General features: G+C 58.5%; 16 protein-coding genes. 12 read left to right on the top strand and 4 right to left on the bottom strand.

All coding sequences use genetic code 11. The features are described from left to right. Positions 1-170: 170 nt before the first annotated feature. On the bottom strand, positions 171-1,796 hold the full coding sequence (locus FQ182_RS27345; RefSeq protein WP_149414633.1) for a methyl-accepting chemotaxis protein: 1,626 nt from the start codon (positions 1,794-1,796) through the stop codon (positions 171-173). A gap of 237 nt (positions 1,797-2,033) precedes the next feature. On the opposite strand from FQ182_RS27345, the gene FQ182_RS27340 reads away from it, so the two are divergent. Genes FQ182_RS27340 through FQ182_RS27330 form a run of 3 tightly spaced genes read left to right on the top strand, consistent with a single transcriptional unit; the run spans position 2,034 to position 4,506 of the window. Then, on the top strand, positions 2,034-3,461 hold the full coding sequence (locus FQ182_RS27340) for a nucleobase:cation symporter-2 family protein (RefSeq protein WP_149414632.1): 1,428 nt from the start codon (positions 2,034-2,036) through the stop codon (positions 3,459-3,461). A gap of 12 nt (positions 3,462-3,473) precedes the next feature. Next, the gene (locus tag FQ182_RS27335; RefSeq protein WP_133103273.1) at positions 3,474-3,938 is read left to right on the top strand and encodes an LEA type 2 family protein; all 465 of its coding nucleotides are present in this window, start codon (positions 3,474-3,476) and stop codon (positions 3,936-3,938) included. A gap of 19 nt (positions 3,939-3,957) precedes the next feature. Next, on the top strand, positions 3,958-4,506 hold the full coding sequence (locus tag FQ182_RS27330) for a GNAT family N-acetyltransferase (protein WP_149414631.1): 549 nt from the start codon (positions 3,958-3,960) through the stop codon (positions 4,504-4,506). Positions 4,507-4,513: 7 nt separating this feature from the next. Here FQ182_RS27330 and FQ182_RS27325 read toward each other — a convergent pair whose 3' ends face one another. Further along, complete coding sequence (locus FQ182_RS27325) at positions 4,514-4,765, bottom strand: hypothetical protein (protein ID WP_133103269.1); 252 nt, start codon at positions 4,763-4,765, stop codon at positions 4,514-4,516. A 164-nt stretch (positions 4,766-4,929) separates the two neighbouring features. On the opposite strand from FQ182_RS27325, the gene FQ182_RS27320 reads away from it, so the two are divergent. Further along, positions 4,930-5,250 carry a YqjD family protein gene (locus tag FQ182_RS27320; RefSeq protein ID WP_149414630.1) on the top strand — a complete coding sequence of 107 codons (321 nt, stop codon included), beginning with the start codon at positions 4,930-4,932 and terminating at the stop codon, positions 5,248-5,250. A gap of 45 nt (positions 5,251-5,295) precedes the next feature. Here the strand turns inward: FQ182_RS27320 and FQ182_RS27315 are convergent, their stop codons facing one another. Continuing rightward, positions 5,296-6,333: an Ldh family oxidoreductase gene (locus tag FQ182_RS27315; RefSeq protein ID WP_149414629.1), complete on the bottom strand. Its 1,038-nt coding sequence runs from the start codon at positions 6,331-6,333 to the stop codon at positions 5,296-5,298. A gap of 306 nt (positions 6,334-6,639) precedes the next feature. Here FQ182_RS27315 and FQ182_RS27310 point away from each other — a divergent pair, with 306 nt between their 5' ends. From FQ182_RS27310 to FQ182_RS27280, 7 genes are all read left to right on the top strand, one after another. After that, entirely contained in the window at positions 6,640-7,632 is a 993-nt protein-coding gene (locus FQ182_RS27310; protein WP_149414628.1) for a FecR family protein, read from the top strand. A gap of 340 nt (positions 7,633-7,972) precedes the next feature. Further along, on the top strand, positions 7,973-8,434 hold the full coding sequence (locus FQ182_RS27305; RefSeq protein WP_149414627.1) for a hypothetical protein: 462 nt from the start codon (positions 7,973-7,975) through the stop codon (positions 8,432-8,434). After that, a complete protein-coding gene (locus FQ182_RS27300) occupies positions 8,431-8,991 on the top strand; it encodes an adhesin (protein WP_149414626.1) in 561 nt (186 codons plus the stop codon). The genes FQ182_RS27305 and FQ182_RS27300 overlap by 4 nt, the downstream gene beginning before the upstream one ends. Positions 8,992-9,058: 67 nt before the next feature. Further along, complete coding sequence (locus tag FQ182_RS27295; protein ID WP_149414625.1) at positions 9,059-9,802, top strand: hypothetical protein; 744 nt, start codon at positions 9,059-9,061, stop codon at positions 9,800-9,802. Between the two features lie 62 nt (positions 9,803-9,864). Continuing rightward, entirely contained in the window at positions 9,865-10,545 is a 681-nt protein-coding gene (locus FQ182_RS27290) for a C39 family peptidase (protein WP_149414624.1), read from the top strand. Positions 10,546-10,582: 37 nt separating this feature from the next. Then, positions 10,583-11,335, top strand: a complete 753-nt coding sequence (locus FQ182_RS27285) for a hypothetical protein (protein WP_149414623.1) — start codon at positions 10,583-10,585, stop codon at positions 11,333-11,335. Positions 11,336-11,384: 49 nt separating this feature from the next. Further along, entirely contained in the window at positions 11,385-12,674 is a 1,290-nt protein-coding gene (locus tag FQ182_RS27280) for a transporter (RefSeq protein ID WP_149414622.1), read from the top strand. A 64-nt stretch (positions 12,675-12,738) separates the two neighbouring features. Here the strand turns inward: FQ182_RS27280 and FQ182_RS27275 are convergent, their stop codons facing one another. After that, on the bottom strand, positions 12,739-14,064 hold the full coding sequence (locus FQ182_RS27275) for a sigma-54 dependent transcriptional regulator (protein ID WP_149414621.1): 1,326 nt from the start codon (positions 14,062-14,064) through the stop codon (positions 12,739-12,741). 341 nt (positions 14,065-14,405) lie between these two features. On the opposite strand from FQ182_RS27275, the gene FQ182_RS27270 reads away from it, so the two are divergent. Continuing rightward, entirely contained in the window at positions 14,406-14,672 is a 267-nt protein-coding gene (locus FQ182_RS27270) for a hypothetical protein (RefSeq protein WP_149414620.1), read from the top strand. The last annotated feature ends 127 nt before the right edge of the window (positions 14,673-14,799 follow it).

Here is a 14,799-nt window from a genome sequence, read left to right as displayed (position 1 = left end):
TAAGCGAGGCACCAAGTGGTGGGGCAAGAGCGCTTTGGTTACTTTCGTCTGGGCCGGCATTCCGGCTTTTCGAAAGTGACACGCCGTAAGGGCGTAACCCTAATCCGCCCTGACCAAAATAACGGATATGCCCCCAGCCCACACTAACCCTGCGTACGCTACAGATCAGGTCAGATCACAAACCTTGCAACCATCCCACTCAAATCCACCGCCAGCCTCGACAGTTCATGACTGGCGGCGCTGGTCTGGTTGGCGCCCGCCGCCGATTGGGTCGCAAGATCGCGAATATTCACCAGGTTGCGGTCCACTTCACGGGAGACCTGGGCCTGTTCTTCCGAAGCGCTGGCGATCACCAGATTGCGTTCGTTGATCAGGCTGATGGACTGGGTGATCTGCTCCAAAGCCACCCCGGCAGCACGGGCCATCACCAGGGTGTCTTGGGTGCGCTGGTTGCTTTGCTGCATGGACTGCACCGCTTCCCCGGTGCCGTTCTGGATACCGGCGACCATTTTTTCGATTTCCTGGGTCGACTGCGCAGTGCGATGCGCCAGCGCCCGTACTTCATCGGCTACCACGGCAAAACCGCGTCCGGCTTCACCGGCCCGCGCCGCTTCAATCGCCGCATTGAGGGCCAGCAGGTTGGTCTGCTCGGCAATCGCGCGGATCACATCCAGCACCTTGCCGATATCGCGGCCTTGAGTGGCCAGGCCTTCGATCATGACTGAGGTGTTCTGCACGTCCTGGGTCATAGTCTGGATCGCGCCGACGGTTTCCACCACGCGATCACGCCCTTCCCGCGCGGCCTGGTTCGACTGGCTCGACGCCTCGGAGGTGGATACAGCGTTGCGCGCCACTTCTTCCACGGCGGCGGTCATTTCGTTGACGGCGGTGGCGGCCTGGTCGATTTCGTTGTTCTGCTGCTGCAAGCCCTTGGAGGCTTCTTCGGTGACGGCACTGAGTTCTTCGGCAGCGGAGGCCAGTTGCGTGGCCGAGCCCGCAATGTGCTGGATAGTCTGGCGCAGATTGATCTGCATGGAGGCCAAGGCGCCGAGCAGGCGGGCCGGTTCGTCCTTGCCGTCGACCTCAATGACTTTGGTCAGGTTGCCAGCGGCGATGGTTTCGGCAACTTCCACTGCTTTGCGCAACGGGGTGACGATGCTACGGGTCAGCAGCCAAGCCAGCAGTATGGTCATCAGCGCCGCCGCCACCGATACCACGATGATGCCGGTGATGGCGTCTCGATAGCTTTGGCCCGCATATTCACCGGCCTGCCTGGCGTCGGCGACATTGATGGCAATCAATTTGTTCAACTGCTCGCCCATCTGGTCGGTGCCGTCCTTGATTCTGCCGTTGATCAGGGCGCGCATCTCTTCCACCTTGTTCTGCTGGGACAGTGCCAGCATCTCGGCCTGGGCCTTGAGGTAGTTATCCAGGGTGGTGACGAATGTTTTGTACAGCGCCGCTTCTTCATAACCGGCAGGCAGCGCCGCGTAGCTGGTTTGTGCCTGCCTGAGCTTATCCAGCAGTACCCCAATGCGCGTCTGAGCTTCCTGCAGCGCGGCGGGCTCGCGATTGACCAGTACACGAAATGACAAGATCCGCAGGCGCAGGACGTTTTCGGTCATGTTGCCGAGAAAGCCGACGCTGGGCAGTTGGTTGGCCCCCATGTTCACCGAAGTCTGGCGAATCAGGGTCATGCGGTTGACCGCAAACACCCCCAGGGCAATGACAAACAACGCAATGAACGCAAAACCGAGAAAGGCTCGAGGTGCAATATTCAGATTACGCAGGGACATAGGACGACTCTCAGAAGGTGATGGCTACGAGCATCCTTGCCGCGACACGGCCATCGAGCGTCAACGCGCTACCAATGACCGTTCGGCGCCACTGTTGTCATTAGTGTGTGGACCTAACAAGAGGTATCGGCAGGCTTGAGCATTTTATGCAGGGAGCGGAGAAATATATTTTCACACTTTTGACCGTTGACGCTTTCTGGCATCCTGCGCCTCCACTTTCTGACCCGAGCCTGAATTTTGTCTGACGCTCAAGCCCCTCGCCCCCGCTATAAATCCGACCTGATCTATGGCCTCGAAGACCGGCCGCACTTCACCGCGGCAATGTTTGCCGCGCTGCAGCATGTGCTGGCCAGTTTTGTCGGCATCATTACCCCGACCCTGATTGTCGGCGGCGTACTGGGCCTGGAAAGCGAGGTACCGTACCTGGTGAGCATGGCGCTGTTCGTTTCGGGGCTGGGCACCTTTGTCCAGGCACGGCGCTTTGGCCCGGTGGGTTCCGGGTTGCTGTGTCTGCAAGGCACCAGCTTTTCCTTTATCAGCGTGATCCTGAGCGCCGGCTTCATGGTCAAGGCCCGAGGTGGCGGCACCGATGAAATCCTCTCGACTATCTTTGGCATTTGCTTCTTCGCGGCCTTTATCGAGGTGGTGCTTAGCCAGTTCATCGGCAAGTTGCGCAAACTGATCACCCCGGTGGTCACCGGCACCATCATTACGCTGATGGGCCTGTCGCTGATCAAGGTCGCGGTCACCGACATGGCCGGTGGCTTTGGCGCCAGCGACCTGGGGGCGGCCAGTAATATGGGATTGGCAGCGCTGGTATTGCTGACCATCGTGGTGCTTAACCGTTTCAACAATCCGTTCCTGCGCCTGGGCTCGATTGTGATCGGCTTGACCCTGGGCTTTGTGGTCGCCTGGTGGATGGGCCGCGTCGACCTGGCAGCGTTGCCACAACTGCCGCTGATCAGCGTGCCGGTGCCGTTCAAGTACGGCTTTTCCTTCGACTGGGTAGCGTTTATCCCGGTAGCGGTGATCTTCCTGATTTCGCCCCTGGAGGCAGCGGGTGACCTGACCGCCAACTCGATGATTTCCCAACAGCCGGTCAAGGGCCCGCTGTATATCAGGCGCATCAAGTCTGGGCTGTTGGCCGACGGCCTCAACTCGGTGATGGCCGCCACCTTCAACAGCCTGCCGATGGTGACCTTTGCGCAGAACAACGGTGTGATCCAGTTGACCGGCGTGGCCAGCCGCTATGTGGCGTATTTCATTGCTGGCCTGCTGGTGATGCTGGGGCTGTTCCCGATGATTGGCGCGGTGCTGCAATTGATGCCCAAACCGGTGTTGGGCGGCGCGACGCTGATCATGTTCGGCACGGTGGCAGTGGCCGGGATCAAGATCCTCGCCGAGGCCGGTCTGCATCGGCGCAATATGCTGATCGTGGCCATCTCCCTGGGGATGGGCCTGGGCGTTGCGGCAGTGCCGGAAGTGCTGCGCGAACTGCCCAAGGCGCTGCACAACATCTTTGAGTCGCCGATCACCGTCGGAGCGTTCTGCGCTATCTTGCTGAACATCTTCCTGCCTGAGGAGTTCATAACGTTGCAAGAAGATGAATTTGATCCGGAGTCGTCGACCCTCAAGGTTATGCAGGACCCGGACGTCACGAAATAGGAGTACCTTGTCATGCGCAACCTCGTTGTCCTGTCCCTGCTGTTGTTTACCCTGAGCGCCTGCGCGTTATTCCCCAATCGCGACCCGGTGAACATCAATGTAGTGGGTATCGAGCCGTTGCAAAGCCAGGACCTGGAAGTGCGCTTCGCAGTGAAACTGCGGGTACAGAACCCCAACGAAACCGCCATCGACTACAACGGCGTGGCCCTGGACCTGGAGGTTAATGGCCGGCCGCTGGCAGCTGGGGTCAGTGATCAGCAGGGTTCCATCCCACGCTTTTCCGAGACCGTCCTGACGGTGCCGGTAAGTGTTTCAGCTTTTTCTGTGTTACGTCAGACCCTGGGCCTGAGCCAGACCCAGAGCTTGAACAACCTGCCCTACGTCTTGCGGGGCAAGCTGGCGGGCGGGCTGTTCGGGACCATGCGCTTTGTCGATCGCGGCACCCTCGACCTGCCGAACGCGGCCGCTACCTGGTAAACAAGGAGGTCACCACTACATGGACGTACTACCGACGCTGTACACCGAACGCTTGATCCTCAAACCCCTGACCCTGGACGATGCCGAGGGTATCCAGCAGCAGTTTCCTCACTGGGAAGTGGTGCGCTACCTCAACGCCATGGTGCCCTGGCCCTACCCGGCCGATGGTGCTCGAACCTACCTGGAAAAAGTCGCCCTGCCCGCTATCGCTGCGGGTTGCGAATGGCATTGGTCGATCCGTCTTAAAACCGCACCTGAGCAGTTGATTGGCAACGTCAGCCTGATGGATGAGCTCGACAACAACCGTGGTTTTTGGTTGGGCCCGCACTGGCAAGGCCAGGGCTTGATGGCCGAGGCCAGTGCAGCAGTGACCGAGTATTGGTTCGACGTGCTCAAGCGCCCGCTGATGCGGGTGCCCAAGGCCGCGCCTAACCTGGCGTCGCGGCGGCTTTCCGAGCGCACCGGCATGCGCTTGATCAGAAGCGACGAAGGCAGGTTCGTCGAAGGTAACTTTCCTCGGGATATCTGGGAAATGACCCGCGAGGAATGGCTGCTTAGTCAGCGATAAAACGCAGTTACTTGGCCGCCATCAACCGATTGACTTCACTACGCACCATGTTGGCGAACTCCGGCGGCGACATGCCGTCCAGCTCCGAGCGCACCCATTCAGCCCATTTGCCCTTGCGCTTGGCGCGCTCGCCGAACAAGCGGGCCCCCTCGCCCTTGGCCTTGCCCAGGTTGCTTTGCCACAAGTCATACAGACGGGACTTTTCATCTTCGAGCTCAGCGCGCTCGGCAAGGGGCTTGTTGGCCAGATTGAAGCTCATGTGGAATTCCCTGCGGTACAAATAGGTGACATCTTACACTGTAGGTCGAAATTTCCCGCTCTGGATTTTGCTCAGTCCAGGCCAGCGGAAAAAAAAGCTGCAACTTTTTCAGCCGGCGAATACTCCATTGTTCGCTGTCACATTCACCTGCAAGGAGTCACCCAATGGCCCGCAAAACTGCCGCGCAAGCCGTCGAAGAACAAATCAAGGATCAAGCCTTCAGCGAACTCCAGGCGCTGATCGAGGAATCGGACAAGCTGCTCAAGAGCAGCGCCTCCCTGGTGGGCGAAGAAGGTGAAACCCTGCGCGAGCAGGTAGCCCTCAAGCTCAAGCAGGCCCTGGACTCGGTGTCCAGCGTGCGTGAGCGCAGCAAGCCAATGGTGGACGCTACCGAAAACTATATCGGTGGTCACCCATGGCAGACCGTGGCAATTTCTGCAGGCTTCGGCCTGGTGGTCGGCCTGCTGTTGGGTCGTCGTAACTGAGGTTTTCCCTGTGGAGCGAGTTTGCTCGCTCCACAGTCGGCCGAGTTAACCTTGCACCAACCGCCGCAACCGCGCCAACTCCGCCACCTCGATAACAATCCCCTCCTCCTCGGCCCTCGCCCGTGCGCGATGACGACGATCGCCCGGCAAACGCCGCAACCCCGCAGCGTGCATCTGCCGCACCAGTTCCTGGCTGCGCTCGGCAAAGTTTTGCCCGGCGGTTTTGCTGGGGTCGATGACGATCAGTAACTGGCCGGTCCACGGTGTTTTGGCACCAGGATGATTGGACCAGTCGAACTCGAACGAAAAATTCCCGCCGGTCAGTGCTGCCGCCAGCAACTCGACCATCATCGACAACGCCGAGCCCTTGTGCCCGCCAAACGGCAACAAGGCGCCGCCTTCGAGGATGGCCCTGGGGTCCAGGGTCGGCTGGCCCAGGCTATCGACCCCAGTACCGGGCGGCACACGCTCACCCTTGCGCGCGGCGATCTGCACATCACCATGGGCGATGGCGCTGGTGGCCAGGTCAAAGACAATCGGCGGGCCGTCGGCCCGTGGCGCGGCAAAGGCAATCGGGTTGGTACCGAAAAGTGGCCGATCAGCACCGTGAGGCACCACGCACGTCATGCTGTTGACCACGCTCAGGGCCACCAGACCTTCGTCGGCGAAGGGTTCGACATCGGGCCACAGCGCCGCAAAATGATGTGAGTTACGGATGGCCAGTACTGCGATACCGGCGCTGCGGGCCTTTTCCACCAGCAACGGGCGGGCGGCGGCCAGGGCTGGCTGGGCAAAGCCATTACAGGCATCCACCCGGACAAACCCCGAGGCGACATCCTCGACAATCGGTACAGCCTTGCCATCCACCCAGCCGCTGTCCAGGGTCGATACGTAACCGGGCATGCGAAACACCCCATGACTCTGGGCGCCGTCGCGCTGGGCGCTGGCACAGTTGTTTGCCATCACGGCGGCGACGTTAGGCGAGGTGCCGTGGTTGAGGAAAATCTGCTTGAGCAAGGTAACCAGTTCGGGAAAGGCAATAGTCTGCGAGTCACTTGCAGCAATAACGGGCGTGGCTGACATCTGAAGCTCCAGAGTAATTATTGGAGGGGGCAACAGCCTGCTGGATTCAGCCTCTGGATTAAACAACGCCGAGCGAGTGGCCTGTCAACCACCCGTTTCGGTACAACGCTGTTTATTTAACGCTGGCGTTACACCACTCACTCCTGGGCTGGGTGGACTCCCAGGCTTGAGAGAGAATGACTTACATATCCTGATTTTTAGGGTGCCTGGGGCAAGAATTAGTTCCACATTGATGCTCATTCGCCATGATGGCTGTTCTCGGCACCGTGCCGGGAAGGTTAGAATGCATGAAACCAGGAAGAGCAAATGACCGAACAGTCCCTTTCAGAAGCCGAATATGACGCCATCACCGATGCCGCTGCGCACTGGTGTATGCGTCTGCATGCTTTCGATTGCACGACTGCCGAACGTCAGGCTTTTGAACAGTGGCATGATGCACATCCGCTGCATGCCTTCGAATACGCAGCCATGCTGGAAATCTGGGACGTCGCCGATCATTTGCCTCGCAACGAAACAGCGCCGGTGGCACGAATCGCACCGCGCAGCCTATTGCGTACCTATGCCATAGCCGCTGCGGTATGCCTGGTGGCGTTGCCGTTGGCCGCGTTCACGGGCTGGGAAGCTGGCTGGTTGCCCAACTCGTATAAACATTACGAGGCCGAGGGCGGGCTGCGACAAGTCACCCTGGAAGACGGCAGTCAGGTGGAGCTGAACCTGGGCACCGAACTGGTCTACAGCAACTACAAGGACGAGCGTCGAGTCACCCTGAAAAAAGGTGAAGCATTCTTCAACGTCAGCCATGACCGCCTGCGCCCTTTTGTGGTCCGGGCCGGTGATGGGCGGATCAGGGTTACCGGTACCCAGTTCAACGTCTGGAAATACGAAGACCAGGTCCGGATCATGTTGCTCGAAGGCTCGGTGCAGGTCACCAGCGATGTGGGCCACAGTGGCCTGAGCTTGTCCCCTGGCATGCAGGCCCGCTACGACCATGGCGACACCCGCCCTCATGTGAAGCCGATCGCGACAGACGATTGCGCCCTGGCGTGGCGTACGGGCAAGTTGATTCTCGACAACCTGGCCCTCGCCGATGCCTTGCCGCTGATCAATCGTTACCTGAGCAAACCGATGATGCTGGCAGACGCCAGCACCGGCGCCATTCGCATTGGCGGGATCTACAACATCCATGAAGTCAACAACCTCGTCTCCTCCCTGCCCAAGGTCCTGCCGGTTTACCTGACCCAGAACCAGGATGGCAACCCCGTAATCAACTCGATACCGGGCAAAGCGCCCAAGACTTGAGCTGCCCCTGCGGCGCACACCCCCTGCCATAAGCCAAGTGTCCACTTTTGAGACACTTGGCCTGCCTGAAACGTCCGCCGGCTGCGGGTTCATTGTTTTGTCATCAAACGTGTTTCATCTCTGATACAGGTAACGCCCCGCGACGTGCCCATGCCCGGCAAGGGCGACTGCTGGGCAGATCGACGTACTGTTGTCTCAGCGCTGATACACACGGGTTGCCTGCATCGCGATGATAAAAGCCAACCCATTGAATAATATATAAAAATAAAAAGCGGCACAGCTCCTGCTCTGTTCCTGATAACGCTGTTTAGGGTCAGCGTTAAAAACAAGGAATGCTGCCGTGGTCACTCTCAATTCAGGCTCGATGAGCCTACTGCTGATCAGCTGTGTACTCAGCACCAGTGTGAGTCTTCCAGCCCTCGCGGGCGACGGTGTCATCGTCATTGGTCGCAACGTGCAGGGTCATATGGCTGGCCGTTCCTCCTTCGCTCCTGACCCTTATCCAACCACCGTTAACGTCAACCCCGCGGCACAAGTACTGCGCGCCACCAGCGGCGAACTCAGCGATAACGATATCGCCGGGGTCAGCAGCGGTTCCACCATCACTCGCGCCATTCTGCCCAACGGCAACCTTCCCGGCCTGAGCACGTCCCACGGGACCAGTTCGTCCACCCTGGGAGCTGGCGCAGCGGCAGGTCATGGCGGCGGCGGTAGCAGCATCTCCGGGCAAATAAACGGTTCGATCCAGCGTGGCATGGCCCCGTTGAGCAATATTGGCAGCATGATGGGGGCGCAGCAATGAGCCGCTCATGGTTGCTTCTTCTCGCGCTGGGCTGCTCATCAGTCATGGCCGACAGCAACAACAATGCCGTGATCGATAACTCCGGCAAACAGTACAGCGGCAATCTCTCAGTCAACCAGGCCGCCGGCAATCAGCAACAACAAATCAACAGCCGCGCCATCGCCATCGGTGCCCATGCCCAGGTCGGCGGCGCGCTCATCCAGAAACTCGACGGCAAGGCCGATCCATCCCTGAATGCCAAGGCGGTGATCCAGGGTTCTTCTTTCAGCAATGGCAGCGGTGTACTGGGGGTCAACCAGTCGGCCGGGGCCAACAACCAAATGATCAATGCCGTGCGGATCAGCATTAGTGCTGGCCCGCAGGGCATCGATGACAGCGTCCTGTCGCAACAGAACATGACGCTGTTACCAGACTCAGGGCTCACCTCACCCACTGGCAGCCGCCAGGTCGTTACCAGCGACCAGGCCTTCACCGGCAGCCGGGGCGTGATTCAGGTGAACCAGAGTGCAGGGGTGGGGAACCGAGTGGCTAACACCCTGAACGTGAACATCAGGTAACCCCTGATGGTTGTGTGCAACACCGTACCAACACTTAACCAACTAATTAGAAGCAAGGAGATACACCATGAAACCTACAATGGCTCTTAAACCACTGGTTTTTGCTCTGGCTGCGCTCATGGCTGTTGCTGCACAAGCTGACACTAGCGACAAATACAAACCCACTCCAACCGGTGTCGTCGCTGCGGTGGTGACTGATTCTCAAGTCAGCAAAAACAACAAGTTCGACGACACGAAAACCGCCAACAATGCAGCCGCTAACGGTTCGCTGAACAACAGCGACGGCAACCTGGGTGGTAACGTGGCCTCTGGCTCCGGTAACCAGCAAGACAATGCCGCCGCAATCACCAGCAGTGCCGGCAAAGCCGGGTACGTCCTCGCCGAGGCCGATATCTTCCAGCAAAGCAAACACAACAACTTCGTAAACAAAGGGACGCAAAACAATGCATCCCTGAACAACTCGGCCAACGACAGCTCCGGTAACGTGGGCGTCAACGTCGCAGCCGGTCAAGGTAACCAACAGAAAAACAACCTGACTATCGTGACCGCCGATGGCACCTCGATTGCCGCTGTGGCAAACACCGAGCAAGTGTCGCTGAACAACAGCTACCTCAACCAGGCTGCTTCCAAGCACGGCTATGGCAAGCCTCAATACGTCACCAACAACGCCAGCCTGAACAACTCTGGCAACAACGCTTCCGGCAACATCGGGATCAACGTTGCCGCGGGTTCGGGCAACCAACAAAGCAACACCTTGTCTCTGGGCAGCGGCTGCACTGTATGCGCAAGCGGCAGCAAGCTGAGCTTCTGATCCAACTAGGGCCTTGGCAACAAGGCCCTTTTTAATTCCAGTGTCCATCAGGTCATTCGATCATGCGACTCGCCACCCTCACCTTCCTGTTACTGCTCGCCGGCCCTACCTGGGCAGGGCAAATGGCGATCTCCGCCATGCCCGGCGGTGCGGTGATCTTCAAGAAGGTCGAGAGCATTCGCGAGCGCCGGTTCGCCAACCTGGTGGAACAGAAAACCGATTTCAGCTGCGGTGCCGCGGCACTGGCAACCATCCTGCGCCAAGCCTTCTGGCTGGACGTCGATGAGGCTCACGTCATCAAAGGCATGCTGATCAACGCCGATCAGGACCTGGTGCGAACCCAGGGTTTCTCCATGCTAGACATGAAGCGCTACCTCGAAAGCATCGGCATGCGTGCAAAAGGTTATCGGATAGCGCCAGAAACCTTGGTCACAGTGAGAGTCCCCGTCGTGGTGCTGCTGGAAATTCGCGGCTACAAACACTTCGTGGTGATGCAGCGGGCTGACAAGGACTGGGTCTATATCGGAGACTCTGTCTTGGGCAACAAACGCTACTCCCATGACGACTTCATCAAGGGCTGGAACGGCATCGTGTTCGCTGTGTTGGGCGAAGGCTATGACAAGGCCAACGCCCTGCTCGACCCACCGACGCCCTTGACCGCCAAGAACAAACTGAACGAGTTCAGTCCTGTTCGGGATTCAGAGCTGATGGACTTCGGTTTCATCCAGAGCGACTTCTTCTAGAAGCGCAATAAGGGGCAGGACGCTCCAGGAGCAAATGATGAACACTTTCCGTTGGCTGACGGTCATGTGCCTGGCAGCCTCAATGCCCGCTTATGCTTCATCGGTGTTTAAGCCAATAGAAATGAAAGACTCGGAACTGGCCGAGCTGCGCGGTCGTTTTGTGATGCCCGGGCGGATCATCAGTTTCGGCATTGTCATGAGCAGCACCTGGACCAACGCTGCCGGTGACAGCATTACCGGCAAAGCCAGCATGAACATCGACGCATCCACCATTACCCCGCAATTTTATGTCTCCGCCACCGCAGACTCCGGCAAGGGGCCGACTTCGAACCCAACCATCGGCAGCGGCACAGTGGTCGGCGGTGCGGGCCTGGGCAGCGGCACAGGCGTAACCCAGAGCGTACGCGCGGCCGGGGATGGCAACAGCGCCTACAACAATGTCGGCATCAACATCAGCGAAAACGGCTTGGCTGCGGGCAATGTCGTGCAGTCGGGACAGGTATTGATGGCCGGCGGCACCCTCAGCGGTTCCAGCGGCGCAGGTCAGGTCAGCATTTCCAACGCCGGGGGCGGCATCAATATGGCGATCCAGGCCCGCAATGGCCAGGGCGATTCCCTGCAAAGGATTGCCCAGGGCGGCATGCAACAAGCGGTACGCCTGACGGGCAATATCAACCAGGTACTTAATACCACCACCCTCAATGTGGTGATGAATAACAGTGGCCTCAACAGCGGCGCTCTGAACTGCAACCTCGATCAACTCAAGGGCCTCCGCACTCTCGGTTATTGAACTACGCTGACCCTCGACACCTACGTATTAGAAAAGGACGGCTTATTTCATGCATCGATCGTTATCGCTACGTGCCGTTGTTTGTTTAAGCACGCTCTTGCCCGCAACCATGTTGTACGCCGCGCCGGACGCAGATATCGAAACGCTCAAACAGGAGCTCCTGGCACTCAAGCAACGTTATGAAGTGCAGCAAAAAGCCCTCGCGGTGCTGGAACAGCGGGTTCGCCAGGTCGAAGATCAACCCGCAACGCCTGCGCCCAAACGCCTGGCCAAATCACCAGCCGATTTCAAGAAAGGTGGCAGCACCGTTGCCGCCAGCAGTTCCGGCGCTGCGGCGGGTGGCAGTTCCTATGGGCAGTCGCTCAAGGACGATTCGGCCCCTGCGCAAAGCGTGAGCAACCTGTACAACGAGGCCAGCGGTTTCTTTGGCAATGGCAAGTTCAGCTTTGAAACCGGCGTCACCTACGCCCGCTACGATGCCCGTCAGTTGACGCTTAATGGCTTCCTGGCACTGGATTCGATCTTCCTCGGCAATATCAACCTGGACCGGATCAAGGCCGATAACTGGACCCTGGACATGACCGGGCGCTACAACCTGGATAATCGCTGGCAGTTCGACGTGAACGTGCCGGTGATATACCGCGAGTCGACGTATCAGTCCGGTGGCGCCAATGGCGGCAGCGCCACGGCAGCTTCGGAGGAGTCCGTCACTCGCGACCCGACAATCGGCGACGTCAACTTCGGGATTGCCTACAAATTCCTTGATGAAACGCCCAACCTGCCGGACGCCGTGGTTTCGCTGCGGGTCAAGGCCCCAACAGGCAAGGAGCCATTCGGCATCAAGCTGGTGCCCTCGCCTAATAACAGCAACCTGTTAGTGCCAGAAAACCTGCCCACCGGCAACGGCGTCTGGTCGATCACGCCAGGCATCTCCCTGGTCAAAACTTTCGACCCGGCGGTGCTGTTTGGCAGTTTGTCCTACACCCATAACTTCGAAGACTCGTTTGACGACATCAGTTCCACGGTCAACGAAAAAATCGGTGGCAAGGTACGCCTGGGTGACAGCTTCCAGATAGGCGTGGGTGTCGCCTTTGCGCTGAACGAGAGAATGAGCATGTCGTTCTCGGTCTCGGACCTGATTCAGCGCAAAAGCAAGCTCAAGCCTGACAGCGGTGACTGGCAATCGGTGGTGTCCAGCGATGCCAACGCCGGTTATTTCAACGTCGGCATGACCATTGCGGCCAGTGAAAACCTGACCATCGTGCCCAACCTGTCCATCGGCATGACCGACGATGCGCCGGACTTCACCTTCAGCCTGAAATTCCCGTACTACTTCTGATCAGCCCGCAAAGGGAAAAGCCCCGCCGCGATAAGGGTCGCGACGGGGCTTTTGTTTACCCGCCCTAGCGGATCTGGTGTTTGTGCAGCAACCGGTAGAACGTGGGCCGGGAAACCCCCAGCACGCGGGCCGCGACACTCAGGTTGTCGCTGTGCCGGTTGAGCACATCGCACAGCGCCTGACGTTCGGCGCGGTGTTTGTAATCTTCCAGTGTAGCCATAGGTAGCGCAATTGCATGCTGGCTTTGCAAGCCCAGATCGAGCGCTTCAATCTGCCGCCCTTCAGCCAACACCAGGCCGCGCCGTACCCGGTTGGCAAGCTCACGTACATTGCCCGGCCAGCCGTGTTTGCCCATGGCTACCAACGCATCCTCACTGAAACTGCGGGGGCGCCGGCCGGTTTCCTGGCTGTAGAAATGAGAAAAGTGGTTGGCCAGCATCCCGACGTCGCCGTGACGCTCACGCAAGGGCGCGGTCACCACTTGCAGGACATTGAGCCGGTAATACAAGTCTTCGCGAAAGGTGCCCTTCTCGATTGCCGCTTCCAGGTCGACGTGGGTAGCCGCCAATACCCGTACATCCACTGGAATCGGCTGGCTGCCGCCGACCCGCTCGATGTGTTTCTCCTGGAGAAAACGCAGCAGATTGGCTTGTAATTCCATTGGCAGGTCGCCAATTTCATCGAGAAACAAGGTGCCGCCATGGGCGGCTTCGATACGACCGACCTTGCGTTGATGGGCGCCGGTAAACGCACCTTTTTCATGCCCAAAGAGTTCGGACTGGATCAGGTGCTCAGGGATAGCCCCGCAGTTGATTGCCACAAATGGCTTGGCATGGCGTTGGGACTGCCGGTGCAGGGTCTTGGCCACCAGTTCCTTGCCGGTGCCGCTGTCGCCACGAATCAGGATGGGCGATTCAGTGGGTGCCAGTTTAGCCAGCAGCTTGCGCAGTTCGCGGATCGGGCGGCTGTCGCCCAACAATTCGTGCTCCGGTTCATCGACATGGGCGTTGCCTTTACCGCGCAGCCGCGCCATGCCAAAGGCCCGGCCCAAAGTGACCTGGACCCGGGAAACATCAAACGGCAAAGTGTGGAAGTCGAAAAACCACTCGCAAACAAAGTCACCGACCTTTTGCAGGCGCAACACGTCCTGGCTGAGCACCGCGATCCATTCCGTACCGCTGCGGCTGATCAACTCCTTGATCGCCTCGGGCCGCTCCAGGTGAAACGGCTGCAGGCGCAGCAGCCCCACGTCGCAGGATCGGTCACCGACCGCTTCCAGGGCGCAGCTGTCAACTGCCCATCCCGCCATGCGCAAACCGGGTATTAGCCGGTCGCAGTCACCACAGGGCTCGACCACAAGCAGACGACGCAGGGCAGGTGTAACAACCATGACTATTCCTTGGCGTCAAAATCATTAAGTTATTTAGAAACAACAGTTTGGAAAGGTTGTTGCTAACCCTAGCAAGATCTTGACGCCCCCTTGTATCGTTTCGCTATAAGTCCACTGACAAATACCTCCTTGAGCAGCCAACAAATAGAAAAATCCATTAGTTCAAACTTTCAATGAGCTTTCAAAACCACGATTTACATGACTTTAATCAGGGAAAGTTGAATTTTCTTGCTCTAGCATGTGACCCGTACCCCGCCTTCGTGCATCAGTACAGGTACTAGCCGAACGGTAAGCCCAACCGACGGCACATCTTTTGATTGGGCATTTAGAGAGAAGACCCCATGAACGCCCCGCTCCGTTTCAACGAAGCACTCTTGATCGCCGGCCACGCCTTTGAACCCTTTCAATGTGTGGCGTGGGCCCCGCAAGACGGCAATGGCGAACTCAGCCTGTCCGTTGTCGACCGCACCAATAACCGCATCGGGCGCAAACAGATCTCCCTCAGCGCGTACTCCGATCCCAAGCAACTGGAATCCCTGCTGCTGCAAGCGCGAGCCGAACTTGATAAAAACGGCTACCAGTTACAATCCTGGGCAATGCCCAAGTAACGACTCGCAGAGCCTGGAGTGCGGTCTCATTGATCTTCATTCCAGGCCCTGGTTGATCTAACGATTAACGACCTCGATAAAGAACACCGTTTGCGCTACTTCATAAGAGATGTTCGTGCGAAGAACA

The sequence above is a fragment of the Pseudomonas sp. ANT_H4 genome (assembly GCF_008369295.1).
In the GTDB taxonomy this organism is placed as follows: domain Bacteria; phylum Pseudomonadota; class Gammaproteobacteria; order Pseudomonadales; family Pseudomonadaceae; genus Aquipseudomonas.
This window is presented reverse-complemented; position numbering and strand designations above follow the sequence as displayed.